25 protein-coding genes and 1 tRNA gene are annotated in these 23974 nt (G+C 69.6%); 9 read left to right on the top strand and 17 right to left on the bottom strand.

Annotation, left to right across the window (positions count from 1 at the left end):
• Nucleotides 1-45: 45 nt before the first annotated feature.
• Both EFL95_RS10225 and EFL95_RS10230 read right to left on the bottom strand, forming a co-directional pair.
• Complete coding sequence (locus tag EFL95_RS10225) at nucleotides 46-996, bottom strand: tRNA (adenine-N1)-methyltransferase (RefSeq protein ID WP_123233860.1); 951 nt, start codon at nucleotides 994-996, stop codon at nucleotides 46-48.
• A complete protein-coding gene (locus EFL95_RS10230; protein ID WP_123233861.1) occupies nucleotides 993-2141 on the bottom strand; it encodes a site-2 protease family protein in 1149 nt (382 codons plus the stop codon). The genes EFL95_RS10225 and EFL95_RS10230 overlap by 4 nt, the downstream gene beginning before the upstream one ends.
• 50 nt (nucleotides 2142-2191) lie before the next feature.
• On the opposite strand from EFL95_RS10230, the gene EFL95_RS10235 reads away from it, so the two are divergent.
• Entirely contained in the window at nucleotides 2192-2785 is a 594-nt protein-coding gene (locus EFL95_RS10235; protein WP_246004892.1) for a GtrA family protein, read from the top strand.
• Here the strand turns inward: EFL95_RS10235 and EFL95_RS10240 are convergent.
• Entirely contained in the window at nucleotides 2706-3461 is a 756-nt protein-coding gene (locus EFL95_RS10240) for a polyprenol monophosphomannose synthase (RefSeq protein ID WP_246004893.1), read from the bottom strand. The two genes, EFL95_RS10235 and EFL95_RS10240, sit on opposite strands and share 80 nt — an antisense overlap.
• A gap of 73 nt (nucleotides 3462-3534) precedes the next feature.
• On the opposite strand from EFL95_RS10240, the gene EFL95_RS10245 reads away from it, so the two are divergent.
• Entirely contained in the window at nucleotides 3535-4443 is a 909-nt protein-coding gene (locus EFL95_RS10245) for a RecB family exonuclease (protein ID WP_123233863.1), read from the top strand.
• On the opposite strand, the gene EFL95_RS10250 is transcribed toward EFL95_RS10245, so the two are convergent.
• Entirely contained in the window at nucleotides 4393-5049 is a 657-nt protein-coding gene (locus tag EFL95_RS10250) for an HAD family hydrolase (RefSeq protein WP_342773211.1), read from the bottom strand. The two genes, EFL95_RS10245 and EFL95_RS10250, sit on opposite strands and share 51 nt — an antisense overlap.
• Entirely contained in the window at nucleotides 5039-8788 is a 3750-nt protein-coding gene (gene metH / locus EFL95_RS10255; RefSeq protein WP_123233865.1) for a methionine synthase, read from the bottom strand. The genes EFL95_RS10250 and metH overlap by 11 nt, the downstream gene beginning before the upstream one ends.
• 246 nt (nucleotides 8789-9034) lie before the next feature.
• On the opposite strand from metH, the gene EFL95_RS10260 reads away from it, so the two are divergent.
• Complete coding sequence (locus EFL95_RS10260; protein WP_123233866.1) at nucleotides 9035-9886, top strand: PAC2 family protein; 852 nt, start codon at nucleotides 9035-9037, stop codon at nucleotides 9884-9886.
• On the opposite strand, the gene mshC is transcribed toward EFL95_RS10260, so the two are convergent.
• The 4 genes from mshC to EFL95_RS10280 are packed head-to-tail and all read right to left on the bottom strand — an operon-like array spanning nucleotide 9883 to nucleotide 13254.
• Nucleotides 9883-11127: a cysteine--1-D-myo-inosityl 2-amino-2-deoxy-alpha-D-glucopyranoside ligase gene (mshC, locus tag EFL95_RS10265; RefSeq protein ID WP_123233867.1), complete on the bottom strand. Its 1245-nt coding sequence runs from the start codon at nucleotides 11125-11127 to the stop codon at nucleotides 9883-9885. The two genes, EFL95_RS10260 and mshC, sit on opposite strands and share 4 nt — an antisense overlap.
• Nucleotides 11128-11158: 31 nt before the next feature.
• Nucleotides 11159-11959: an SCO1664 family protein gene (locus tag EFL95_RS10270; RefSeq protein WP_246004894.1), complete on the bottom strand. Its 801-nt coding sequence runs from the start codon at nucleotides 11957-11959 to the stop codon at nucleotides 11159-11161.
• Nucleotides 11956-12546, bottom strand: coding sequence for a DUF3090 family protein (locus EFL95_RS10275; RefSeq protein WP_123233869.1), 591 nt, complete (start codon nucleotides 12544-12546; stop codon nucleotides 11956-11958). Before EFL95_RS10275 ends, EFL95_RS10270 begins: the two co-directional genes overlap by 4 nt.
• A gap of 21 nt (nucleotides 12547-12567) precedes the next feature.
• Nucleotides 12568-13254 carry an MSMEG_4193 family putative phosphomutase gene (locus EFL95_RS10280; RefSeq protein ID WP_123233870.1) on the bottom strand — a complete coding sequence of 229 codons (687 nt, stop codon included), beginning with the start codon at nucleotides 13252-13254 and terminating at the stop codon, nucleotides 12568-12570.
• Between the two features lie 49 nt (nucleotides 13255-13303).
• On the opposite strand from EFL95_RS10280, the gene EFL95_RS10285 reads away from it, so the two are divergent.
• On the top strand, nucleotides 13304-14284 hold the full coding sequence (locus EFL95_RS10285; RefSeq protein WP_123233871.1) for a magnesium and cobalt transport protein CorA: 981 nt from the start codon (nucleotides 13304-13306) through the stop codon (nucleotides 14282-14284).
• On the opposite strand, the gene EFL95_RS10290 is transcribed toward EFL95_RS10285, so the two are convergent.
• Nucleotides 14281-15111, bottom strand: coding sequence for an undecaprenyl-diphosphate phosphatase (locus EFL95_RS10290; protein ID WP_123233872.1), 831 nt, complete (start codon nucleotides 15109-15111; stop codon nucleotides 14281-14283). The two genes, EFL95_RS10285 and EFL95_RS10290, sit on opposite strands and share 4 nt — an antisense overlap.
• Nucleotides 15112-15206: 95 nt before the next feature.
• Here EFL95_RS10290 and EFL95_RS10295 point away from each other — a divergent pair, with 95 nt between their 5' ends.
• Together EFL95_RS10295 and EFL95_RS10300 are read left to right on the top strand one after the other, a co-directional pair.
• The gene (locus tag EFL95_RS10295) at nucleotides 15207-16181 is read left to right on the top strand and encodes an aldo/keto reductase (protein ID WP_123233873.1); all 975 of its coding nucleotides are present in this window, start codon (nucleotides 15207-15209) and stop codon (nucleotides 16179-16181) included.
• Complete coding sequence (locus tag EFL95_RS10300) at nucleotides 16178-16432, top strand: DUF5703 family protein (protein WP_342773197.1); 255 nt, start codon at nucleotides 16178-16180, stop codon at nucleotides 16430-16432. The genes EFL95_RS10295 and EFL95_RS10300 overlap by 4 nt, the downstream gene beginning before the upstream one ends.
• Here the strand turns inward: EFL95_RS10300 and EFL95_RS10305 are convergent.
• Genes EFL95_RS10305 through EFL95_RS10310 form a run of 3 tightly spaced genes read right to left on the bottom strand, consistent with a single transcriptional unit; the run spans nucleotide 16429 to nucleotide 19827 of the window.
• Nucleotides 16429-17739: a M20/M25/M40 family metallo-hydrolase gene (locus tag EFL95_RS10305; protein ID WP_123233874.1), complete on the bottom strand. Its 1311-nt coding sequence runs from the start codon at nucleotides 17737-17739 to the stop codon at nucleotides 16429-16431. The two genes, EFL95_RS10300 and EFL95_RS10305, sit on opposite strands and share 4 nt — an antisense overlap.
• Nucleotides 17736-17861 (bottom strand): hypothetical protein, encoded by a 126-nt coding sequence (locus tag EFL95_RS20045; protein ID WP_281272203.1) that lies wholly within the window; start codon nucleotides 17859-17861, stop codon nucleotides 17736-17738. Before EFL95_RS20045 ends, EFL95_RS10305 begins: the two co-directional genes overlap by 4 nt.
• A 55-nt stretch (nucleotides 17862-17916) precedes the next feature.
• Nucleotides 17917-19827 (bottom strand): neutral/alkaline non-lysosomal ceramidase N-terminal domain-containing protein, encoded by a 1911-nt coding sequence (locus EFL95_RS10310; RefSeq protein ID WP_123233875.1) that lies wholly within the window; start codon nucleotides 19825-19827, stop codon nucleotides 17917-17919.
• 75 nt (nucleotides 19828-19902) lie between these two features.
• Here EFL95_RS10310 and EFL95_RS10315 point away from each other — a divergent pair.
• A tRNA-Leu gene (locus EFL95_RS10315) sits at nucleotides 19903-19990 on the top strand.
• A 62-nt stretch (nucleotides 19991-20052) separates the two neighbouring features.
• On the opposite strand, the gene EFL95_RS10320 is transcribed toward EFL95_RS10315, so the two are convergent.
• Complete coding sequence (locus tag EFL95_RS10320; protein ID WP_123233876.1) at nucleotides 20053-20472, bottom strand: hypothetical protein; 420 nt, start codon at nucleotides 20470-20472, stop codon at nucleotides 20053-20055.
• A 166-nt stretch (nucleotides 20473-20638) separates the two neighbouring features.
• Between EFL95_RS10320 and EFL95_RS10325 the strand changes: the two genes are divergently transcribed.
• Together EFL95_RS10325 and EFL95_RS10330 are read left to right on the top strand one after the other, a co-directional pair.
• Complete coding sequence (locus EFL95_RS10325; RefSeq protein ID WP_123233877.1) at nucleotides 20639-20929, top strand: YiaA/YiaB family inner membrane protein; 291 nt, start codon at nucleotides 20639-20641, stop codon at nucleotides 20927-20929.
• 32 nt (nucleotides 20930-20961) lie between these two features.
• Nucleotides 20962-21828, top strand: a complete 867-nt coding sequence (locus EFL95_RS10330) for an SDR family oxidoreductase (protein ID WP_123233878.1) — start codon at nucleotides 20962-20964, stop codon at nucleotides 21826-21828.
• Between the two features lie 4 nt (nucleotides 21829-21832).
• Here EFL95_RS10330 and EFL95_RS10335 read toward each other — a convergent pair whose 3' ends face one another.
• The 3 genes from EFL95_RS10335 to EFL95_RS10345 are packed head-to-tail and all read right to left on the bottom strand — an operon-like array spanning nucleotide 21833 to nucleotide 23969.
• On the bottom strand, nucleotides 21833-21979 hold the full coding sequence (locus EFL95_RS10335) for a DUF1059 domain-containing protein (RefSeq protein WP_123233879.1): 147 nt from the start codon (nucleotides 21977-21979) through the stop codon (nucleotides 21833-21835).
• On the bottom strand, nucleotides 21976-22533 hold the full coding sequence (locus EFL95_RS10340) for a nucleosidase (protein WP_123233880.1): 558 nt from the start codon (nucleotides 22531-22533) through the stop codon (nucleotides 21976-21978). The genes EFL95_RS10335 and EFL95_RS10340 overlap by 4 nt, the downstream gene beginning before the upstream one ends.
• Nucleotides 22533-23969: a GuaB1 family IMP dehydrogenase-related protein gene (locus tag EFL95_RS10345; RefSeq protein ID WP_123233881.1), complete on the bottom strand. Its 1437-nt coding sequence runs from the start codon at nucleotides 23967-23969 to the stop codon at nucleotides 22533-22535. Before EFL95_RS10345 ends, EFL95_RS10340 begins: the two co-directional genes overlap by 1 nt.
• Between the last annotated feature and the right edge of the window lie 5 nt (nucleotides 23970-23974).

Consider the following 23974-nt stretch of genomic DNA (forward strand, 5'->3'; position numbering starts at 1 on the left):
TACATCGGCCCAGGTGGTCTAACCACCCCCCGGGAACCTGTCTACTCAGGCAGGCGACCCGCCGGCCTGCTCGTCGAGGACGTCAGCCGGACGCGGACCCGAGTAGTCCTCGCCGTACGCGCCGGGCGCCGGGCGACGCTTCTTGCGCGGTGCCGGGTTGCCCGGTGCCATCCGTCGCGCGGTCACCAGGAACCCGGTGTGCCCGTTCATCTTGTGGCTGGGCCGGACCGCGAGGCCCTCGACGTGCCACTCGCGGACCAGGGTCTCCCAGGGCTGCGGCTCGGTGAACTCGCCGTGGGCGCGCAAGGTCTCCACCGTCCGGCCGAGCTGGGTGGTGGTGGCCACGTAGGCGACGACGATGCCGCCGGGCACCAGGACCTCCGCCACGGCGTCCACGCACTCCCAGGGCGCCAGCATGTCGAGGACCACCCGATCGACCGAGGCGGGTGCCTCGACGCCCGGCAGCGCCTCGACCAGGTCACCGACGGTGAGCTCCCACGCCGGGTGGTCTCCCGCGAAGAACTGGGTGACGTTCTTGCGCGCGACCGCGGCGAACTCCTCGCGCCGCTCGAAGGAGGACACCCGTCCGCCCGGGCCGACGGCGCGCAGCAGCGAGCAGGTCAGCGCGCCGGAGCCGACGCCGGCCTCGACGACGCGGGCGCCCGGGAAGATGTCGGCCATGGCGACGATCTGGGCCGCGTCCTTGGGGTAGACGACCGCCGCGCCGCGCGGCATCGAGACCACGAACTCGCTGAGCAGGGGCCGGAAGACCAGGTACTCCCCGCCCGAGGTCGAGGTGATGGTGAAGCCCTCGTCGCGCCCGATCAGGTCGTCGTGCTCGATCCCGCCGCGGTTGGTGTGGAACTGCTTGCCGGACTCGAGGCAGATGTTGTGCCGACGGCCCTTGCCGTCGACCAGCCGGACCCACTCCCCGGCCCGCAGCGGCCCGCGGCTCACCCCGGACCAGGACTCGTCGGGGGTGCTGTTCTCGGTCATCGGTGGGCTCCTGCGTCGAAGGCGGCGTCCACGTCGGTGGTGACCAGCAGACCGTAGAGCGATCCGTCGGCCTCGACGAGGAGGTACTCGGTGGCCGGAGTTCGTGCCATCGCCCGGACCAGGTCCTCCCCGGTCAGGTCGGCCGGCAGCACCAGGCCGTCGGAGAGGCTACGCGTCACCGAGCTGACCGGGACCCACGGCCTCCGTTCCTCGGGGATGGAGAGCAGTGCGGTCTCGTTCACGATGCCGGTCAGACGCTCGTCGCTGTCGTGGACCGCCATCCCGCCGGCGCCCGCGTCCTGCGCCCGACGTACGGCCTCGGCAACGGAGAGCTCGTCCGGTACGACGACCACGCGGCGCGCGAGCGGGCGGGCCTGGAGCGCCGGCAGCCGGCGCCGGATCTGGGCGCTCGCCAGCGAGAAGTTCGCCGCAGACCAGAGGAACCAGAAGATCATGAAGGCGAAGACGTAGTCGAAGACCCGTGGGCGGACGCCGAACAGAGGCTCGGAGACGAACGGGTAGCCCAGCGCGAGCACCGCCGTGATGCGACCGCCCCAGGCGGCCACGATCGTCCCGGTGTGCATGTTCCCGCGCAGCTGCCAGACCGCGGCCCGCAGGACCCGACCACCGTCCAGCGGCAGACCCGGGATGAGGTTCAGGACGCCGACGACCAGGTTGGTCCCGGCCAGGCCCTGGATCGCCAGCTCGGTCAGACCGGACGGATTCGTCCAGACCAGGACCAGCAGCGCCAGCCCGCCGACCGCAAGGGAGGTGATCGGGCCGACGACGGCGATCCGGAACTCCTGCCCGGCGCTCTTCGCCTCGGCGTCGATGTGGGTGCTGCCGCCCAGGAACTCCAGCGTGATCGACCGGACCGGCAGTCCCGCCCGCTGCGCGACTACCGCGTGCGACATCTCGTGCAGCAGGATCGAGCCGTACAGGAGCATCGCGTAGCCGACCCCGGCGACGTACTTCCAGATGCCCAGTCCCGGGTGCACCTGCTCGATCCGCGGCTCCAGCAGCGAGGCGATCACCAGGGCGATCACGAACCACGAGGCCCGGACGAAGACGTCCACCCCGAACACCGAGCCCAGCCGGACGCTGCCCGGGGGCTGGTTCGACGGTCGCGCATCAGGGTGGGCCACCAGGAAAACCTAGCGTGCGGACCTTTGTCTCCGACCCGTAGCCTCTGTCCGTGATCTCCCTCGCCGAGCGGCTGCTCCAGCACCGCGGCATGCGCCAGCTGGTGAAGTTCGGACTGGTCGGCGGTACCGGCGTCGTGATCAACCTCGTGGTGATCATCGTGTGCAACAAGCTGGGGCCGGATCCGCACGGGATCGCGGTGAACCTGCCCTGGAGCCGGTTCAACATCCGCACCTACCACGTGTACGCGACGATCGCGTTCCTGGTCGCGAACCTGTGGAACTTCCAGCTCAACCGCTGGTGGACGTTCCGCACGTCGAAGCACGCTGCCTGGCTCACGGAATACTGGCCGTTCCTCCTGACCGGTCTGGTGGCGCTCGTCGGCAACCTCGCGGTCCTCACGGCGCTGCTGCACCCGAACTCGCCGATCTCGCTGCCGCACGGGTACTTCGACGACACCACCGGTCTGCGCAACCGGCTCTACTGGGGCCAGCTGATCGCGGTCGTCGTGGTGACCCCGGTGACGTTCCTGGTGAACAAGTACTGGACCTTCACCGCCGGGACGGTCAGCGCCGCCGCAGCAGCCGCCGAGCTGTCGTCCGAAGGCGCTGACGAATCTCGTTCACCCGCCACACCAGCACCCTGACCATCGCCTCCCGGGCGATCGTCGCCGTCATCTTCGACTGACCGAGGCGGCGCTCGGTGAACGTGATCGGGTACTCCTCGATCGCCAGTCCGGCCCGTTGCGCCCGCCAGGTGTTCTCGACCTGGAAGGCATAGCCGGTCGACTGCGACTGCGCGACGTGGCAGATCTCCAGCGCGTCCGCCGCCCACACCCGGAAACCGGCGGTGGCGTCCCGGACCGGCACCCGCAGCACCACGCGGACGTAGAGGTTGCCGCCGCGCGAGATCACCCGCCGGCTCAGCGGCCAGTTCTCGGTGCCGCCTCCCGGGACGTAGCGCGAGCCGATCACGAGGTCGGCCGAGCCGCCGTTGCCGCGGGAGGCCGCCAGCATCCCGGCGAGCGCCTCCGGTGGGTGCGAGAGATCGGCGTCCATCTGACCGATGACTGCGTAGCCGCGCTCCCGGGCCCAGGAGAACCCCGCCCGGTACGCCGCACCGAGACCGGCCTTGCCGGGTCGCTCGAGCAGGAACACCCGGTCGGTGAAGGCGGCGTGTGCCCGCACCAGGTCGGCGGTCCCGTCCGGGCTGGAGTCGTCGACGACCAGCACGTGAGCATCGGTTGCGGCGAGGACACGGTCGAGTGCCTCGAGCACCGATTCCGCCTCGTCGTACGTCGGGATCACGACGATGCTGGCCACGCCGGGAAGCATAGACGCCGGTCGCGGCCGAGCCGTCCGCGGAACTGTCCACCCGGACGCCTAGGCTCGGGGCATGGCGAAGTCGGTGACCGAGCAGGTCCGCAACGGGACCGAGGTCGACGGGGTGGACGTGGTCGGCGCCCTGTCCCCTAGCCGCGCCGGCGACTTCAAGACCTGCCCGCTGATGTATCGCTACCGCACCATCGACAGGCTCCCGGAACCGCCGTCGCCCGACGCCGTCCGCGGCACTGTGGTGCACAAGGTCCTCGAGGACCTCTTCGACCTGCCGGCCGCCGAGCGGACGCCGGACCGCGCCGAGGCGATGATCGACGGCGCCTGGGAGTACGTGCTCGGCGACGACGAGCGGGCCGAGGAGCTCTTCGCGCCCGACAGCGACCCCGCGGCCCAGGCGTCCTGGCTCGACTCGTGCCGGACGGTCCTGCGCAAGTACTTCGACCTCGAGGACCCCACCGTCCTGGAGCCGGCCGAGCGGGAGCTCTACGTCGAGACGCTCCTGGAGTCCAAGCTGCTGCTGCGTGGCTTCGTCGACCGGGTCGACGTTGCCCCGACGGGCGCGATCAGGGTGGTCGACTACAAGACGGGCCGGTCCCCCGGTGAGAGCTTCGAGGCCAAGGCGCTGTTCCAGATGCGCTTCTACGCGCTCGTCATCTGGAAGACCCGCGGGGTCATCCCGGCGATGCTCCGGCTCATCTACCTCGGCAACGGCGAGATGGTCAGCTACTCCCCCGACGAGCAGGACCTCCGGTCGACCGAGCGCCAGCTCGACGCCCTCTGGAAGGCGATCTCCCGAGCCCACGAGTCCGGTGACTGGCGCCCGAACAAGAGTCGGCTGTGCGACTGGTGCTCGTTCAAGGAGCACTGTCCCGAGTTCGGCGGGACGCTGCTCCCGCTACCGGTGGTTTCGACAGGCTCAACCAGCGAAGACGCGAGCGAGGCCGGCGAGGTCGAGCCCGGCGAGTGAGTCGCGGAACACCCGCCGCTCCCCCTCCAGCACCGGCACGTGGTTCGGCACCACCAGGACCGTGCATCCGGCCGCTTCGGCTGACTTCGCGCCCGTGTTCGAGTCCTCGATCGCCAGGCAGTCCGCCGGGTCGACGCCCAGCTCGGCCGCGGCGAGCAGGTACGGCTCGGGGTGCGGCTTGCCCAGCTCGACCCGGTCACCGGTGACGACGGTGGCGAACGAGCTCGGCGGCAGCGCCTCCAGGATCGGCGCGACGAACCGCTGCCACGACATCGTCACCAGCCCGCAGGGCACCCCGGCGAGGTTGAGCGCGGTGAGCAGCTCGACCGCACCCGGCTGCCACGGCACCTGCTGACGCACCCGCGACACCACGCCGTCCAGCAGCCGGTCGACGATCTCGGCCGGGTCCAGGTCGACCCCGCCGTGCTCGCGGATGTAGGCCCCCGAGACCAGCAGGTCGTTGCCGACCAGGTTCAGGGCGTGCTCCATCGACCAGGTGCCACCGAACTCAGCGACCAAGTTGAACTCGGTCTCGATCCAGTACGGCTCGGTGTCGACCAGGGTGCCGTCCATGTCGAACAGGACGGCTGCAGGCTCAGTCCTCAGGGTTGTAGCCGAGGTTCGACCCGAGCCAGCGCTCGGCCTCCTGCATCGTCCAGCCCTTGCGGGAGGCGTAGTCGGCGACCTGGTCCTGGGCCAGCCGGCCCACGACGAAGTACTGCGACTGCGGGTGCGAGAAGTACCAGCCGCTGACCGCAGCACCCGGCCACATCGCCATCGACTCGGTCAGCTCGATCCCGGCGTTCGCCTCGACGTCGAGCAGCTCCCAGAGCGTGCGCTTCTCGGTGTGCTCGGGGCACGCCGGGTAGCCGGGGGCCGGCCGGATGCCGACGTACCGCTCCCCGATGAGGGCGTCGTTGTCCAGGTCCTCGTCCGAGGCGTAGCCCCAGAACTCCTTCCGGACCCGCTCGTGCATGCGCTCGGCGAAGGCTTCGGCCAGGCGGTCGGCGATGGACTCCAGCAGGATCGCCGAGTAGTCGTCCAGGGCTGCCTTGAACTCCACGATCTTGTCCTGGCTCCCGAGCCCGGCGGTGACCGCGAAGGCACCGACGTGGTCGACGAGCCCCGTGGCCTTGGGTGCGATGAAGTCACCCAGCGACCGGTTCGGGACGCCGTCGCGGTGCTCGCCCTGCTGACGCAGGTTGTGCAGCACGTGGGCGACCTCGGTGCGTGACTCGTCGGTGTAGACCTCGATGTCGTCGCCGACCGCGTTCGCCGGGAAGAAGCCGATCACGCCGTTGGCGGTCAGCCACTTCTCCTTGATGAGCCGGTCGAGCATGTCCTGCGCGTCGTCGTACAGCTTGCGGGCGGCTTCACCCGACGCCGGGTTGTTGAGGATGTCGGGGAACTTGCCCTTCATCTCCCAGGCGTTGAAGAACGGCTGCCAGTCGATGTACTCGCGCAGCTCGGCGATGTCGTAGTCGCTGAACACGCGCACGCCGAGGCCCTGGGCCGGCGCCGGCGGGGCGTAGCCGTCCCACTCGACCGGGGTGCGGTTCTGGCGCGCCTTCTCCAGCGTCAGCATCGGCCGCTCGTGCTTCTGGGCGTGCCGCTCCCGAAGCGCCTCGTAGTCGGCCTCGTTGGCCTCGAGGAACCCCGGACGTTGGGCGTCGGAGAGCAGCGCAGCCGCCACCGGAACCGAGCGGGAGGCGTCCTTGACCCAGACGACCGGGCCACCGCGCCGCGGCGAGACCTTCACCGCGGTGTGCGCACGCGACGTCGTCGCGCCACCGATCAGCAGCGGGATCTCCAGACCCTGCCGCTCCATCTCCACGGCGAAGTTGACCATCTCGTCCAGCGACGGGGTGATCAGTCCGGACAGGCCGATGATGTCGGCGTTGTGCTCCTTGGCTGCGTCCAGGATCTTCTGGGCAGGCACCATCACACCGAGGTCGATCACGGTGTAGTTGTTGCACTGCAGCACGACGCCGACGATGTTCTTGCCGATGTCGTGGACGTCGCCCTTGACGGTCGCCATCACGATGGTGCCGTTGGTCAGGTCCTCGTCGCCGGGCTGCTTCTCGTCCTCGATGAAGGGCAGCAGGTAGGCCACGGCCTTCTTCATCACGCGGGCCGACTTCACGACCTGCGGCAGGAACATCTTGCCGGAACCGAACAGGTCGCCGACCACGTTCATGCCGTCCATCAGCGGGCCCTCGATGACCTCGATCGGGCGACCGCCGGCTGCCGCGATCTCGGCGCGGAGCTCCTCGGTGTCGGTCTCGACGTCGGCGTCCAGGCCCTTCACCAGAGCGTGCGTGATCCGCTCGCGGACCGGCAGGCTGCGCCACTCGGCCGCCTTGGGGTCCTCGGTCTCGCCCTGGGTGTTGAACTTCTCGGCGATCTCCAGCAGTCGCTCGGCGGCGTCGGGGCGTCGGTTGAGGACGACGTCCTCGATCCGCTCGCGCAGCTCGGGGTCGATCTCGTCGTAGACCACCAGCGCGCCGGCGTTGACGATGCCCATGTCCAGCCCCGCCTTGATGGCGTGGAACAGGAAGACCGCGTGGATCGCCTCGCGCACCGGGTTGTTGCCGCGGAACGAGAAGGACACGTTCGAGATACCGCCGGAGATGTGCACCCCGGGCAGGTTCTCCTTGATCCACGCGCAGGCCTCGATGAAGTCGATGCCGTAGGTGGCGTGCTCCTCGATACCCGTGGCCAGGGCGAAGCAGTTGGGGTCGAAGATGATGTCCTCGGGCGGGAACCCGACCTCGTCGGTCAGGATCCGGTAGGCCCGCCCGCAGATCTCCTTGCGGCGCTCCAGATTGTCGGCCTGGCCGTCCTCGTCGAAGGCCATCACCACGACGGCCGCGCCGTACTTGCGGCACAGCCGTGCCTCGCGCACGAACTTCTCCTCGCCCTCCTTGAGCGAGATCGAGTTCACGATCGGCTTGCCCTGGACGTTCTTCAGGCCGGCCTCGATGACCTCCCACTTGGAGGAGTCGATCATCACCGGGACACGGCTGATGTCCGGCTCTGCGGCGATCAACCGGGTGAACCGGTCCATCGCGGCGACGCCGTCGATCATGCCCTCGTCCATGTTGATGTCGATGACCTGCGCCCCGACCTCGACCTGCTGGAGCGCCACCGACAGGGCGGTGTCGTAGTCCTCGGCCTTGATCAGGTTGCGGAAGCGGGCAGAACCGGTGATGTTCGTGCGCTCGCCGATGTTCACGAAGAGCGAGTCCTCGGTGATGTTCAGCGGCTCCAGCCCGGACAGCCGGGTGGCCACGTCGATCGCGTGCAGGTCACGCTGCTTCTTGCCCTCGACCGCCTTGGCGATCTCGGCGATGTGCTCCGGCGTGGTGCCGCAGCACCCGCCGACGATGTTCACCAGGCCCGCGTCCGCGAACTCGGCGATGTAGGAGGCCTGCCGCTCCGGCGACTCGTCGTACTCACCGAAGGCGTTGGGCAGGCCGGCGTTCGGGTACGCCGACACGAAGGTGTCGGAGATCCGCGCCATCTCGGCCAGGTAGGGCCGCATCTCGGGCGCCCCCAGGGCGCAGTTGAGGCCGACCGCGACCGGCTTCACGTGCCGCATGGCGTTCCAGAAGGCCTCGGTGGTCTGTCCGGACAGCGTGCGACCGGAGGCGTCGGTGATGGTGCCGGAGATGACCACCGGCCAGCGCCGTCCACGCTCCTCGAAGAGGGTCTCGACGGCGAAGATCGCAGCCTTGGCGTTGAGCGAGTCGAAGATGGTCTCGATCAGCAGCAGGTCCGAGCCGCCGTCGACGAGGCCGTTGGCCGCCTCGAGGTAGGCCTCGACGAGCTGGTCGTAGGTGATGTTGCGGGCACCGGGGTCGTTGACGTCCGGTGAGATCGTCGCGGTGCGCGTGGTCGGGCCGATCGCGCCGGCGACGTAGCGCGGCTTCTCCGCGGTGGCGTAGGCGTCGCAGGCTGCGCGGGCGAGGCGGGCCGACTCGTAGTTCAGCTCGTACGACAGGTCGGCCATGTCGTAGTCGGCCATGGAGACCTGGTTCGCGCTGAACGTGTTCGTCTCGATGATGTCCGCGCCGGCCTCGAGGTACTCGCGGTGGATCGAGGTGATGATGTCCGGCTGGGTCAGCGTGAGCAGCTCGTTGTTGCCCTGGACGTCGCTGGGCCAGTCGGCGAAGCGCTCACCGCGGTAACCAGCCTCGTCCGGACGGTCGCGCTGGATCGCCGTGCCCATGGCGCCGTCGATCACCAGGATCCGCTCGCCCAGGGCACGGGTGAGCTCGTCGGTGCAGTCGGGGCGTACGTTCGGCTCCCAAGACCCAGCCCGGGACTCTGCACTGGCGTTCACGTAGGTTCCTTCCGGTTCGGAAGGCGTCCTTGGATCTGCCGAGCGTGGCGGACCCGGTGAACCGGCGGTCCGTTGCAACGCCTCTCGACCCGACGAGTCTACGTGGTGGCACGCCCGAACCCCCGGTGATTTCTCATGTTGGCGCCCACGTTCGCCGTAATCGTCGCTGCGCTCCTCAAACGCTCGTCGCTACGCCACCAACGAGCAAGCTCGGTGTGGCTCCACTCCCACGCGTAGGCTGAAGTCGTGATCGAGATCGACGTCGTCCGCCCCCTGGTGAACCCGGTGATGATCAGCGCGTTCGAGGGCTGGAACGACGCTGCCGGTGCCGCCACCGGCGTGCTGGACCACCTGATCGACGTCTGGGACGCCCAGCTGGTCGCGGCGATCGACCCCGAGGACTACTACGACTTCCAGGTGAACCGCCCGGTCGTGGGCACCAACGAGGAGGGCATGCGCCGGATCACCTGGCCCTCCACCCAGCTGTTCGTCGCCCGGCCGGCTGGTTCGCACCGCGACGTGGTCCTGCTGCGCGGCATCGAGCCGAACATGCGCTGGCGCGGGTTCTGCGCCGAGCTGCTGGCCGCCGCGGACGACCTCGAGGTGAACCAGGTCGTGACGCTCGGCGCCCTGCTCGCCGAGACCCCGCACACCCGGCCGATCCCCGTGACCGGGACCGCGACCGAGCTCGACCTCGACGACCGGCTCAAGCTCGAGCCGTCGACGTACGAGGGGCCGACCGGGATCGTGGGCGTGCTCCAGGACGCCTGCGCCCGTCTCGACATCCCCGCGGTCTCGTTCTGGGCCGCCGTCCCGCACTACCTGCCGCAGGCACCCTGCCCGAAGGGGACGCTCGCACTGCTGACCCAGGTCGAGGACCTGCTCGAGCTCTCGATCCCGCTGGGTGACCTTCCCGAGGAGAGCCGGGCCTGGGAGCGCGGCGTCGAGGAGCTCGCCGAGGAGGACGAGGACGTCGCCGAGTACGTACGCAGCCTCGAGGAGTCCAAGGACACCGCCGACCTCCCGGAGGCGAGCGGCGAGGCGATCGCGCGCGAGTTCGAGCGCTACCTCAAGCGGCGCGAGGACCCCGAGGACTAGAGCCGCAGACCCAGAGCCGCGTCGGCCAGGGTCCGCACGACGGCCCCGGCACCCGGCTCCGAGGTGTCTCCCGCGAGCGTCGCGGTCGCCCAGGAATCCAGCGCGATGAGGGCACCGGGAGCGTCCAGATCGGTAGCGAGGCAGGTCAGCACGCCTTCGACCACCGGCTCGGTGGCCGCACCCGCGCCGGACGCCACGGCCTCGCGGAGCTTCTCCAGGGTCGCGACCGCGGTCTGCAGCCCGGCCTCGGTCCACTCCCAGTCGGACCGGTAGTGGTGGGCCAGCAGCGCCAGCCGGATCGCCATCGGGTCGGTGCCGTTCTCCCGCAACCGTGAGACCAGCTCGAGGTTGCCCTTGGACTTCGACATCTTCTCGCCGTCCAGGGCGACCATGCCGGCGTGGACGTAGGCGCGCGCGAACCGGACGTCCGGCTCGGCCACCTGCGACTCCGCGGCGCTCATCTCGTGGTGCGGGAAGACCAGGTCGCTCCCGCCGCCCTGGACCTCGAAGCCACCGCCGAGGTGGTCGCGGGCGATCGCCGAGCACTCGATGTGCCAGCCCGGTCGGCCGCGTCCTAGCGCGGAGTCCCAGGCCGGGTCGTTCGGCCGCTCGGCCTGCCAGAGCAGGCAGTCCAGCGGGTCGCGCTTGCCGGGACGATCGGGGTCTCCCCCGCGCTCGGCGAAGATCGTCATCATCTGCTCGCGGTCCCAGCCGGAGACCGATCCGAAGGTCGGGTCCGCGTGCACCGAGAAGTAGAGGTCCTCCGACCCGTCCTCGTTCGGCACCCCGTAGACGGCGCCGCTCTTCTGCAGGTCACCGATCATGTCGACGACCAGCGGGATCGCCTCGACAGCACCGACGTAGGCCTTCGGCGGGAGCACCCGCAGCGCCTCCATGTCGGTGCGGAACAGCTCGGTCTCGCGCTCGGCCAGGGCTACCCAGTCCTCGCCGGTCGCGTTCGCGCGCTCGAGGAGCGGGTCGTCGACGTCGGTCACGTTCTGCACGTAGCGGACCGCGTGGCCCGCCGAGCGCCAGGCCCTGTTCAGCAGGTCGAAAGCCACGTACGTCGCGGCGTGGCCCATGTGGGTGGCGTCGTACGGCGTGATCCCGCAGACGTACATCCGCGCGACCCCGGACGGGGGCACCAGCTCGACGAGGCCACCGGTGGCGGAGTCGTGCACCTGCACCTCGGGCGCCCGACGACCCAGGGCAGGGACGTCAGGGGCAGACCAGGCGCGCATGCGTCGAAGACTAACGAAGACCTGTGCGGGCCTAGAACGGCGGCCAGGGCAGCGATGGCCAGCCTGGTCCCGGGTCCGGGAACCGACCGGCGCTCAGGAGCCGGTCGAGGCGACGGGCGGTCGCCCGGATCTCATCCCCGTTGAGGAGGAAGCCCAGGTCGTCGCCGGTGGGGCCGGACAGGCAGGCGGCCAGGCGCTCCAGCGCCGCGCGCTCCTCGGCGTGCAGGCGCCGGCCCTGGAATCCCCAGAGGACCGTGCGCAGCTTGTCCTCGACGTGGAAGCACACACCGTGGTCGACGCCGTACCGGTGGCCGTCGGTCATCGCGAGCACGTGGCCGCCCTTGCGGTCGGTGTTGTTCACCACGATGTCGAACAGCGCCATCCGCCGCAGCGGCTCGCTGTCCTCGTGCACGAGCATCACCGGACGCTCGTGGTTGTCGAAGGCGTCCAGGACGTGCAGTGCTCCGGGTGGGACCGGTCCTTCGGGCAGCAGGTCGACAGGTTCCTGCTCCGCGTCGGGCTCGCACCAGAGCTGAACCATCCCCGGGCCGGCCGGGCCCTCGCGCAGCAGCGTCGGCGGGACGACGGCCCAGCCGAGCGCCTCGGAGACCACCCAGGCGGCGTACTCCCGGTTGGCCAGGGTGCCGTCCTCGAAGTCCCAGAGCGGCCGCTCTCCCGACGTCGGCTTGTAGACGGCCTGCGGGCCGTCCCCCGCCGAAGTCTCTGGGCCGAGCCGGCACAGGTAGGTGTGGTTCGAGGCGGGCATGATCCGCCCGAGCACGGTCAGCTCGCCCTCGGCGAGCAGGTCGAGGTCGACCGGATCCGTGCTCACGGCTGTGTGCGCCGGTACCCGTTGGACCGGGGGCACAGGTGCCCGGACGGATCCACCGGACCGCCACAGAACTGGCACGAGGGTCGCCCAGCCTGGACGACCGACGAGGCGCGGGTCGCAAAGACCCGCGCCAGCACCGGGGTCAGCCGGACGACGAAGAGCTCCTCGGGCTCGGGCTCGTCGATCGGGAGGTCGACCAGATCGTCCTCGTCCGCCTCGATCGGTGCCTCCACCTCGACCACCGGGAACACTTCGACGACCACCCGCTCGTCCTCGGCGTCCCACGACAGCGTGATCGTGCCGGCGCGGAACTCCTCGACGATCGGCTGGTCGAGCGGGCCGTTGTCGACCGCCTCGACCGGGGTGATCGCCGGGATGACCGTCGCAACACCGCCGGCGCTCATCAGCTCGTCGAGCAGCTCGTCGATCCGCTCGCCGAGGATCTCCACCTGCTGCTTCTCCAGCGCGACGCTGGTGACCCGTGCGCCGGTGCGGGCCTGGAGGAAGAAGGTCCGCTGTCCAGGCTCACCCACCGTCCCGGCGATGAATCGCTCGGGCGGGTCGAACCGGTGCACGACGGGGGGCATGCCCAAGAGATTACTGGGCGCCTACGTGCGGCCTGGTCCTGCTCCTCCACCGAGTTTCTCGTCCGGCTTCTCCCGCTGGGTCGCCAGGTGCGTCAGCGAGCCTTCCTGGGTGTTCATGGCCAGCACGAAGGAGCGCTTCGGGGTGTAGCGGATCACCGAGAGGCTGCCCGGGTCGACCACGATCCGCTGGAACGCGTCGAGGTGCATCCCGAGCGCGTCGGCGAGCACCGCCTTGATGATGTCCCCGTGCGCGACGGCCAGCCAGACGGCGCCGTCCCCGTGCTCGGCTGCCACGGCGGCATCACAGGCCCGGACGGCCGAGACCGAGCGCGCCGACATCGTGGCCATCGACTCCCCTCCCGGGAACTCGACGCCGGCGGGATGGGCCTGGATGACCTTCCAGAGGTCTTCCTTGACGAGCTCCTTCATCGGTCGCCCGGACCAGTCGCCGTAGTCGCACTCGTTCAACCCGCGCTCGACCCGGGCCCGCAGGCCGGTGCCGTTCAGCAGCAGCTTGGCAGTCTCCTTGCAGCGGTCCAGGGGGCTGGTGAACGCGGCCGCCAGGGTGAGGCCCTCCAACCGGGCGGCCGCTGCCGTCGCCTGCGCCGTACCGACGTCATCGAGCGCGATCCCCGGGGTGCGCCCCGCAAGCACGCCGGTGGCGTTCGCTGAGGTGCGTCCGTGCCGGGCCAGGATGACCGTTGCCATGCCGGAGAGCCTACGGGTGCTGCACCGGCACGGGTTCTAACCTGGGGCCGTGATCGTCGACAACGCTCTCTACCGCCAAGGCGTGCGCGTCGACTGCGGGACGGCCACCTCGGATCTCACCGGGGTGCGGAGCCGGGCCACCGACGAGGGCGACTTCGTCTGGGTCGGCCTGCACGAGCCGACCAAGCACGAGCTGGAGACGGTCGCGCACCTCTACGACCTGCACCCCCTCGCGGTCGAGGACGCGCTGCTCGCGCACCAGCGACCCAAGCTCGAGCGGTACGAGGAATCGCTGTTCCTCTCGCTGAAGACGCTCTGGTACGTCGACGAGAACGACGCCGTCGAGACCGGCGAGATCAACATGTTCATCGGCGAGAACTTCGTGGTCACCGTCCGGCACGGTTCCGGCGGCGGTCTGCACGACGCGCGGCTGGCACTGGAGGGCATGCAGAACGTGCTGGCCCACGGTCCCTCAGCCGTCGTGTACGCGGTGTGCGACCAGGTGGTCGATGCCTACGAGGACGTCGCCAAGGAGCTCGTCATCGACGTCGACGAGGTCGAGGCCTCGGTCTTCGGGACCGAGCGCACCAACGACTCCGCGCGTATCTACGTCCTCAAGCGCGAGCTGGCCGAGATGCGCCGGGCCGTGCAGCCGCTGCGGGACCCGGTGAACCGCTTCGCCACCGGCGCCGTCCGCGGCGTCGACTCCGATGCAGCGCCGTACTTCCGCGACGTCGCCGACCACCTCAACCGGGTTGCGGAGACGATGGAGGACCTCGAGACGTTGCTGACGGCGGCCTTCCAGGCCCACCTGGCGCAGATCTCGATCCAGCAGAACGACGACATGCGCAAGATCTCCGCGGCGGTCGGTCTGGTTGCCGCTCCGACGCTGGTCGCCGGAATCTATGGCATGAACTTCACCCACATGCCTGAGCTGGCCTGGCACCTGGGCTATCCGATGTCGCTCCTGATGATGGCTGCGAGCTCGCTGGCCATCTGGATCATCGCCCGCCGCTCCGGCTGGCTCTAGGTCGCGGACATCACGTTCGTCGCCAGCAGCACCAGCAGCACGACGCCCAGACCGACCCGGTACGGCACGAACTTGCCGATGCTGTGGTGGGCCACGAACTTCAGCAACCAGGCGACCGAGACGTAGGCGACCACGAAGGCCACCGCCGTGCCGACGATCGTCGGACCCACGCCGATCCCGGACACGTCCTTCAGCTCGTACAGGCCGGCAGCCGTCAGCGCCGGGATCCCGAGGAAGAACGCCATCCGCGTCGCAGCGACCCGGTCCAGGCCCTGGATCAGGCCTGCGGAGATGGTGGCACCCGAGCGCGAGACCCCGGGGACCAGAGCGATGCACTGCACCAGGCCCATCACCAGTGCGTCGCGCAGCGTGAGAGCGTCCTCGCCGCGATCCTGCCGGCCTTGCTTCTCCGCGTAGATCATCACGGCGCTCCAGGCGATCAACGCCGCGGCCACCACCCAGAGCGAACGCAGGTCGCCCTTGATGAAGTCCTTGGCCGCGAAGCCGACGACAGCGATCGGGATGGATCCGACGATGATGTACCAGCCCATCCGGTGATCGGCGGTCCCCCGGTACTCGGGCTTGACCAGCCCGGCAGTCCAGGCCTTCGCGATGCGCCAGATGTCGCTCCAGAAGTACAGGAGGACCGCGGCGATCGCTCCCATCTGGATCACAGCAGTGAACGCCGTGACCGCGTCGGAGTCGACCTGCTTGCCCAGGATCTTCTCAGCGATCGTGAGGTGGCCGGTGCTGGAGACCGGCAGGAATTCGGTGAGTCCTTCGACGATTCCGAGGACGACGGCGTCGAAGTAGCTGAAGGGATCCACAGGCCGCGAGCCTACGCGCAGGAACCTGACTCTCACCTGACCGCCACCGGCGAGCCGACCGTGTCGGCGCGGATGCGCTGGCTAATCTGTGCGCCATGCAGCAGCGGTACCTCGGTAGCACCGGTCTGAAGGTCTCCCGACTCGGACTGGGCACGATGACCTGGGGCCGCGACACCGACGAGCACGAGGCCCGCGACCAGCTCGCGTCGTTCGTCGAGGCCGGTGGAACGCTGCTGGACACTGCTGCCGGTTATGCCAACGGCGACTCCGAGCGCGTCATCGGTTCGCTGATCGGCGACGTCGTCAAGCGCGACGAGATCGTTCTGGCGACCAAGGCCGGGATCAGCCGCCTTCGCGGCGAGCGCGAGACCAACGCGTCCCGGGGCTTCCTGATCAGTTCCCTCGACGCCTCGCTCAAGCGCCTCAAGGTCGACCACGTCGACCTGTGGCAGGTGCACACCTGGGTCGACGACGCACCGCTCGAGGAGACCCTGAGCGCGCTGGACTACGCCGTCTCGACCGGTCGCGCCAGCTACGTCGGGATCTCGAACTACACCGGCTGGCAGTCCGCCCAGGCAGCGACCTGGCAGCGTGCCGTGCCCGGGCGGGCCGTGCTGGCCTCCAACCAGGTCGAGTACTCGCTGCTGAGCCGGGCCGTGGAGACCGAGGTCATCCCGGCCGCGCAGGCGCTCGGCATGGGGATCCTGCCGTGGTCCCCACTTGGCCGCGGGGTTCTCACCGGCAAGTACCGCACCGGTACGCCGGCGGACTCCCGCGCCGCCTCCCCGCACTTCGCCTCGTTCGTCGGGCGCCACCTCACCGAGCGCAGCCAGCGCGTGGTCGAGGCCGTCGCCCGTGCCGGCGAAGGCCTGGGTTGGACACCACTGGAGGTGTCCCTGGCCTGGGTGCGTGACCGTCCAGGTGTGACAGCACCGATCATCGGCGCCCGGACGGCGGAACAGCTCAAAGGGTCTCTCACCGTGGAGGAGTGCGAGTTGCCGAACGAGATCATCGAAGCGCTGGACGACGTCTCCCGCAGCGACGCCGAGCCGGGCCAGGCGGAGCAGTGAGCACCGCCCAGCAGAGCCCGCGCCCGAAGGCGCAACGACGGGCCCTGCGCCCGGGCGTCGAGTACGAGTACGACCAGGTGTTCATCCACCGCGACGAGTCCCGCAACTTCGTCACCCGGCTGCTCGTGCAGCGTGCCGAGTCCGGAGGCTGGGAGGTCGACCGGCTACGGATCGGGCCCGACGGCAACCGCCGGGTCACGCTGCGCCGGAAGATCATTCGGCAGACGCAGCTGTACTTCTCCTGGGCCTAGACGGCACCCAGGAACCGGTCGAAGACCCGGGCGCCGAACTCGAGCGAGTCCACCGGGACGCGCTCGTCGACGCCGTGGAACAGCGCGGTGAAGTCGAGGTCCTCGGGCAGGCGGAGCGGTGCGAAGCCGAAGGACCGCATCCCGATCTCGGTCCAGTACTTGGCGTCGGTGCCGCCGCTCATCAGGTACGGCGCCACCAGGGCATCCGGGTCCTCGGCCAGGATCGCGGCCGTCATGGCGTCGACCACCTCGCCGTCGAAACCGGTCTCGGTGGCCGGCATCGCGGTCTCGCGGGTGAGCTCGATGTCAGGTCCGGCGAGCTGGGCCAGGGTGTCCCAGAACTCGTCCTCGTAGCCGGGAAGGAACCGGCCGTCGATCCGGGCGCTGGCCTCGGTCGGGATCACGTTCACCTTGTAGCCGGCGTCCAGCATCGTCGGGTTCGTGGTGTTGCGGATGACCGCGCCCAGCATCCGTGCGGCCGAACCGAACTCCTCGATCAGCGACTCGGCGTTCTCCGGCGTCGCCTCGGTGCCCGCGAGCTCGGCGACCGAGGCGAGCAGCACCTCCATCGTCGGGGTCAGCCGGACCGGCCAGGTGTGGGTGCCGATCCGGGCGACCGCGGCCGCCAGCGAGGTGACGGCGTTGTCCTTGTTGACCATCGAGCCGTGACCGGCACGACCACGCGCCGTCATCCGGGTCCAGGCCATGCCCTTCTCGGCGGCCTGGATCAGGTACAGCCGACGACCGCGCACCGTGGTGCTGAATCCCCCGACCTCGCCGACCGCGAAGGTGCAGTCGTCGAGAAGGTCGCGGTGCTCACGGGCCAGGAATCCCGCGCCGAGCGGGCCGCCGGCCTCCTCGTCGGCGGTGAAGCAGAGCACGAACGGACGCTGTGGCACCTGCCCGGCGCGCGCCCGGGCACGGATGCACGAGAGCAGCATCGCGTCGAAGTCCTTCATGTCGACCGCGCCGCGGCCCCACACCATGCCGTCCTTGACCTCGCCGGAGAACGGGTCGACCTGCCAGTCAGCGGCAGCCGCCGGTACGACGTCCAGGTGGCCGTGCAGCAGGATCGGGTCGCCCACGTCTCCGCCCCAGCGCCCGACCAGGGACGTGCGGCCCGGTTCGGACTCGAAGACCTGCATCTCGATGCCGACCTCGTCGAGCAGCGCAGCGACGTGCTCGGCCGCCTTGCGCTCCCCCGGCCCTGAGCTGTCCCCGAAGTTGGTGGTGTCGATCCCGATCAGGTCGCTGCAGATCTCGACGACCTCGGCAGCGGGGTCGTAGCCGGTGGGGGCATCGGTCATGAGTCCATCTTGCCCCAGACCCAGTGCCCGAGAGCGAGGCGCAGGCCCCACAGCATCGGGATCAGCGCGGGAGAACCGGCATCGATCGCGTGGAAGTCGCCGGCCAGGTTGGTCTTGTGCATCGATCAGGCTCCGTTCTTCGCCCTCTCCGTTGCCCGATCCGCCCGGACCTATGCGTCAGTCGAAGGCTGGACCTGCCAGCTCCGGCTGCCCGGCGTTGGCCAGCAGCACGAACCGGTGCCGTTCGGGACGACCGAGCGGCGGGGCGTACCAGCGAGTGACGTACGAGTGCCGTCCTGCCTTACGCCCCAGGTAGGTGACCTCGACGTGCCACCCGTTGTCGTCGGCGACCGGGTGCCAGGCTCCGGCACTCTCAGCCTCGACCCGGACCAGCGGTTCGTGCCAGGTGAGATCCCCCGGCGCGACGTCGGTCCAGGTCTGCTCCCAGAACGCATCCTCGGTCGGCGTCGCCTCGACGAAACGCACACCCCCGAACAGGCGCGAGGCGGAGACCCCGGTCGGTTCGGCCAGGTAGCGGTGCACCCCGAAGTCGAACGTGCGCGCCCGCGGCACCGAAGCGACCCCGGCAGCCAGGTCGTCGGCGAGCCGCCGGGCCTGACCTGCGACCCATTCCTGCTGCCGGGGCCCGAACAGCACCGAGGCGCCTTCGTAGTACTGAGCGGCGTACTCCTCGGGGGTGGTCAGGTAGTCCGTGTGGTCGTTGACCAGCGAGGACACGAACGCCGTCCGCACGTCCAGGCCCGAGGACTGCACCGCGCTGCCGATCCGCCGGCCCGCCTCCACCGTGGTCTCGAACGGAAGCCCCACCACGGCGGCGTGACCGAGCCGGAGGAGGTGGATCGGGATCACCGTCGGGAACTCCTCGGGCCGTCCGACGAGCCGGCTGTGGCCCAGCTCGGTGCCGGCGATCCGCTTCTCGCGGTGCGGCCCGCGGGGCTTCTTCGGGAAGCCGGCCTTGAACGGAGGAAACAGGTGCAGCACGGGCGTGGTGTTCTCACCGGCACCAGCGGTCTTCGCCCAGCCGATCCGGGGCGACTCCAGGTGGATCCCGTCCACGACCGGATCTTCGGTCAGGTCCAGCTGACGGAGCGTGGCCGCGACCGGCATCTCTGCCGAAAGCGCGCCCTCGAGGGTGGCGTGCAGCTCGGCGGCCGCCGCGCCGATCCCGCGGCCGACGCGCTCGGCCTCCGGGTAGACCAGCATCCCCGGCTTCACCGCCGGGGTCATGTCGCCGTGCGAGGCCACCACGGCTCCGCTGACCGGACGTCGCCCGGTGGCGGCCTCGACCCTGGTCGCCAGCTCGCCGTTCAGGTAGGCCCAGACATCGGCGTTGTAGGAGTGGTCGTGGTGGCTGACCCCGGTGCCGTGGATCGAGAACCAGTTGAAGGCTGCCAGCGGCCCCTCGGCGACGTCGACGCGGAGCAGGTGGAGGCGCGGATCGATGGCGACGTACTTGCGCTGGTCCTCGACGCGGCGGTCGGTCAGGTCCGCATTGCGCACGAAGGCACCCAGCGAGCGGTTCCGGGTCAGTCCGAACACCTCGGCGCAGCCGATCGCCGCCCGTGCCGGCCGACGGGTGCTCACGGCCTCGCGCACCGCGGCAGCGAGCTGGTCGACCAGGAACCGGGTGTACGCCGGGTCGAAGCCCCGTCGGTTCGAGGCCCAGTCGTTGTAGAACGCGCTTCCGCTGTACTGGCCCGGGCCGGCGTGGGTGTGCGTGGCCGCGAGGAACAGCCCGGACAGCGGAACGTCGAGGTCGGCGAGCTCGGCAGCGAGCGCGTGCTGGACGAACGCGGAGCCGGCCAACAGATCGAGTGCGATCAGTGCCACCGACGTCTGTCCGGTGCGCAGGTGGACCACGCGCGCCTTGATGCGCGTGCGGAACCCGGTGCCGTCGTGGGCGTTGCGCGAGTGCCCCGCCTTCGGCATCCCGGGCGGAGGGGTGATGTCGACCTCGGCTGCCCCCGCGAGCAGATCGCCGACGTCCGGCAGGGTCGGCTCGTCGAACGCCGGGAACGACATCCGGAAGCGGCCACCCTCGAGGTCGGCACCGGGCCAGTAATCCATGGCCGCACCCTAGTGCGCGACAGGGTGCCCCGATTCGGTACAGAGGGCTCCGCTTTGCTATGGTTGCGCGCGCTCGTCCGAGTGGCGGAATGGCAGACGCGCTAGCTTGAGGTGCTAGTGTCCTTTAACGGACGTGGGGGTTCAAGTCCCCCCTCGGACACCAAGAATTAGGCCCCTGACCTGCGGAAACGCAGATCCGGGGCCTTGTTCGTCCTGCACGTCCTGTCACAGCGCCGGGACCTTCTTCTGCCCCAAGCTGGTCGCGTCGCGAAGCAGCATCGCGTTGAAGGCCGCAAGGACGCGAGTGGTCTTCACCTGCTTGAAGTAGTACGTGCCGTTGGTCGAGCAGGAGACCACACCAGCCGCGTTGGTGACCCCGGTGCACAGGTTCGCGAAATCAAGGCCGCCGGAGCCGAACCAGATCTGAACACCAGAGACGGGCTCGCCCGTCTGAGTGCTCGTGACCCGCGCGCTCATGGTTGCGGATCCCGTGAACAGTGCCAGTAGAGGCGACGGTGCCTTGGTCACCGTGATGGTCTGCACGGCGTTGAGCGGGTCAGCCTGGGCAGGCGGCGTGAAACCAGCCAAGGCGACAACGGCGGAGAGCGCAGTTGCAAAACGGACGATGCGGAACGAGTTCGGCATGGGAACTCCCGAGAGGTTGGCGATGCGTGCTCCTTCATCGTCCGCTTTCGGAACTCGTGAGTACAGATTGCCTAGACCGCTCGTCCCCGTGTGGGGTGCGAACACCTAGTTCGAATGAGTACCCGTACGGATTCGGTGAGGTACCTCCGGACGGCACCTTTGAGGCATGCCGAACACACCTGCACCTTCCAAGAACACCCCCGCCTTCTTCGCCCAAGCCGGCGTCTCGTTCGCCGTCTCCCTGCTCGGACTCCTCTTCGCCCTGCTCTACCTGCCGGTCGACCCGTGGGTCCGCGCTTTCCTGGCCATGACCACCCTGTTCCTGGTCTCCTCCTCCTTCACCCTGGCCAAAGTCGTCCGGGACGCCCAGGACGACAAGTACGTCATCTCGCGTCTCGACCAGGCCCGCTTCGACAAGGTGCTCGCCGAGCACGACCTGACCAAGACGCACCCGTGACCCGGGCGGCATCCGGCCACTAGATTGGCCGGATGCCGAGCCTCACGAACAAAGTCGTCCTGATCACCGGAGGCGCGCGCGGCATCGGGGCCGCAACTGCGCAAGCCATCGTCGCCGCTGGCGGCAAGGTGATCCTCACCGATGTCGACCAGGAACCGCTGGACAAGCTGGCCGCCGAGCTCGGGTCGGAGGCTGCCCTCGGGATCGTCGCCGACGTGACCGATCTGCCGTCGATGGAGGCCGCCGTCGCTGCCGGGGTCGCGAAGTTCGGTGGCATCGACGTCGCGCTGGCCAACGCCGGCATCGCGACGTACGGGTCGGTCCAGAACGTCGACCCCGCCGCGTTCCGGCGCCTCATCGACATCAACATCAACGGGGTCTTCCACACCGTGCGAGCAGCGCTCCCCTCGCTCATCGAGCGCAAGGGCTACATCCTGGTGGTGTCCTCGCTGGCTGCGTTCGCACCCGCTCCGGGCCTCGCCCCCTACAACGCCAGCAAGGCAGGCGTGGAGCACTTCGCCAACGCACTGCGGCTCGAGGTGCACCACCAGGGCGTCGACGTCGGCGTCGCGCACATGTCGTGGATCGACACGCCGCTGGTCCAGGACGCGAAGTCCGACCTGAAGTCCTTCGGCCAGCTGATCGAGGGTCTGCCGACGCCGCTCAACAAGACCACGTCCGTCGAGGCCTGCGTGAAGGCGTTCGTGAAGGGCATCGAGACCCGCAAGCGCCGGGTCTACTGCCCGAGCTGGGTCGGCATGATCAGGGCTCGGCGCAACCTGATCGCATCCTCGATCGGCGACCGGACGACCCTGAAGCGGGTACCGACCCTGCTCCCCCAGATGGACGAGGAAGTGCGCCGGCTCGGACGCTCCTCGAGCGCCCGCAACAAGGTGTGACCTCCTAGGAGGCCATGAACAGGATCGACTCCCGGTCGTACTCGCGACCGGGGTGCTCGGCCGCGAGGTGGGCCTGGACGAGCTCGACCAGCTCGTCCTCGTTGGTCGCAGTGATGTACTCCCCGCACGGGCAGTTCAGACGGGTCTTCATGCCGGTGAGCCTAGCCGCTCGGCCACCCATCCCCCGAGCACCCGGGCGCTCGCGTCGACCAGCGTCGGCCAGTCGAACGCGCTCTCGTCAGCGTTGTCAGAGACGTGCTTGGCCAGCTCCACCGGGACGCTGAGACGCTGGCACGCCAGCACCACGCCGTAGGCCTCCATGTCGACCAGGTCAGCGACCTCCGCCAGCGCGGCCCGCACCGCCGGGTCGGTGACGAAGACGTCGCCGGAAGCCAGCACGGTGCCGTCGCCGTTGCCGAGGTCGAGCCGCTCCTGTGGGTCGTAGCCGAGCGCCCGGATCGCGTCGGCGCTCAGGTCGTGGTTGATCACCACGTCCGGCCGGAACAACCCGGTGTGACCGTCCTGGAGCGCACCGGCGGTACCGATGTTCAGCACGGTCAGCTCAGTGGTGTCCCCGTAGGACAGCAGGGCACGGGTGGTCTCGATCGCGGCGGAGGCCTTGCCCATGCCGGTGACGACGACCGGTACGCCGGCAGGCACGTACGCCGCCTCGGCCTTGGTTGCCGAGATGACCAGGAAGGCCATCACCAGCCTCCGGGCAGTGGTCGGCCCTCGGCGTACCCGGCAGCGGACTGGATGCCGACGACCGCACGTCCGGCGAACTCCGCCAGGTCGTGCGCACCGGCGTAGGTCGCTGCCGAGCGAACCCCGGAGCAGATCTCGTCGATCAGGTCCTCGACGCCGGGACGAGCCGGGTCCAGGAACATCCGCGAGGACGAGATGCCCTCCTCGTACAGGCCCTTGCGGGCGCGCTCGAACGCGTCGTCGGAGGCAGTCCGGTTCGCGACAGCGCGGGCCGAGGCCATCCCGAAGCTCTCCTTGTAGGCGCGGCCGTCGGCACTGCGCTGCAGGTCACCGGGCGACTCGTAGGTCCCGGCGAACCAGGACCCGATCATCACCTGCGAGGCACCCGCGGCCAGCGCGAGCGCCACGTCGCGCGGGTGGCGGACTCCCCCGTCGGCCCAGACGTGCTTGCCGTGCTCGCGCGCGGCCTCGACACACTCCAGCACCGCGCTGAACTGGGGGCGCCCCACGCCCGTCATCATCCGGGTGGTGCACATCGCACCCGGCCCGACACCGACCTTGATGATGTCGGCGCCGGCGTCGACCAGGTCGTGGACGCCCTCGGCCGCGACCACGTTGCCCGCGACGACCGGCACGTCGTGACCGACGCTGCGCACCGCCTTCAGGGCGTCGAGCATCCGGTCCTGGTGGCCGTGCGCCGTGTCGACCACGAGCGTGTCCACACCCATCTCGACCAGGCGCTCGGTCTTGGCCGCGACGTCGCCGTTCACCCCGATCGCTGCTGCGATCCGGAGCCGGCCCTGGGCATCCACCGCCGGGCCGTAGATCGTGGAGCGCAACGCCCCGATCCGCGTGAGCAGGCCGACCAGGGCTCCCGAGGAGTCCACCACCGGCGCCAGCCGGTGCCGCGTACTGGCGAGCACGTCGAACGCCGCCCGCGGGTCGAGGTCGTCGGTCAGGCTGACGATGTCGGTCGTCATCACCTGCTCGAGCTGCGTGAACCGGTCCACGCCGGTGCAGTCAGCCTCGGTGATGATGCCGACCGGTTTGCCGTCCTCGACCACGACCGCAGCCCGGTGGGCGCGCTTGGGCAGCAGCGCCAGCGCGTCGCTGACGGTCTCGTGCGGCGCCAGGGTGATCGGCGTCTCGAAGACCGGGTGCCGTTCCTTGATCCAGCGCACCACGTCGGCCACCACGTCGAGCGGGATGTCCTGCGGGAGCACGGCCAGGCCGCCACGGCGGGCCATCGTCTCGGCCATCCGCCGACCGGAGACCGCGGTCATGTTCGCGACCACGAGCGGGATCGTCGTACCGGAGCCGTCGTTGCTCGCCAGGTCGACGTCGTAGCGCGAGGAGACCGACGACCGACGCGGCACCATGAACACGTCGTCGTAGGTCAGGTCGTGCCCAGGCTTGGAGTCGTTGAGGAAACGCACCCCAG

The organism is Nocardioides marmorisolisilvae (genome assembly GCF_003725775.1).
Classification (GTDB): domain Bacteria; phylum Actinomycetota; class Actinomycetes; order Propionibacteriales; family Nocardioidaceae; genus Marmoricola; species Marmoricola marmorisolisilvae.

What these genes read in the sequence shown, in the direction of transcription:
- EFL95_RS10335 (WP_123233879.1), bottom strand. Translation starts at nt 21,979, where the DNA reads ATGAAGACCCGTCTGAACTGCCCGTGCGGGGAGTACATCACTGCGACC.
- EFL95_RS10225 (WP_123233860.1), bottom strand. Translation starts at nt 996, where the DNA reads ATGACCGAGAACAGCACCCCCGACGAGTCCTGGTCCGGGGTGAGCCGC.
- EFL95_RS10325 (WP_123233877.1), top strand. Translation starts at nt 20,639, where the DNA reads ATGCCGAACACACCTGCACCTTCCAAGAACACCCCCGCCTTCTTCGCC.
- EFL95_RS10340 (WP_123233880.1), bottom strand. Translation starts at nt 22,533, where the DNA reads ATGGCCTTCCTGGTCATCTCGGCAACCAAGGCCGAGGCGGCGTACGTG.
- EFL95_RS10245 (WP_123233863.1), top strand. Translation starts at nt 3,535, where the DNA reads ATGGCGAAGTCGGTGACCGAGCAGGTCCGCAACGGGACCGAGGTCGAC.
- EFL95_RS10295 (WP_123233873.1), top strand. Translation starts at nt 15,207, where the DNA reads ATGCAGCAGCGGTACCTCGGTAGCACCGGTCTGAAGGTCTCCCGACTC.
- EFL95_RS10305 (WP_123233874.1), bottom strand. Translation starts at nt 17,739, where the DNA reads ATGACCGATGCCCCCACCGGCTACGACCCCGCTGCCGAGGTCGTCGAG.
- EFL95_RS20045 (WP_281272203.1), bottom strand. Translation starts at nt 17,861, where the DNA reads ATGCACAAGACCAACCTGGCCGGCGACTTCCACGCGATCGATGCCGGT.
- mshC (WP_123233867.1), bottom strand. Translation starts at nt 11,127, where the DNA reads ATGCGCGCCTGGTCTGCCCCTGACGTCCCTGCCCTGGGTCGTCGGGCG.
- EFL95_RS10280 (WP_123233870.1), bottom strand. Translation starts at nt 13,254, where the DNA reads ATGGCAACGGTCATCCTGGCCCGGCACGGACGCACCTCAGCGAACGCC.
- EFL95_RS10320 (WP_123233876.1), bottom strand. Translation starts at nt 20,472, where the DNA reads ATGCCGAACTCGTTCCGCATCGTCCGTTTTGCAACTGCGCTCTCCGCC.
- EFL95_RS10330 (WP_123233878.1), top strand. Translation starts at nt 20,962, where the DNA reads ATGCCGAGCCTCACGAACAAAGTCGTCCTGATCACCGGAGGCGCGCGC.
- EFL95_RS10275 (WP_123233869.1), bottom strand. Translation starts at nt 12,546, where the DNA reads ATGCCCCCCGTCGTGCACCGGTTCGACCCGCCCGAGCGATTCATCGCC.
- EFL95_RS10310 (WP_123233875.1), bottom strand. Translation starts at nt 19,827, where the DNA reads ATGGATTACTGGCCCGGTGCCGACCTCGAGGGTGGCCGCTTCCGGATG.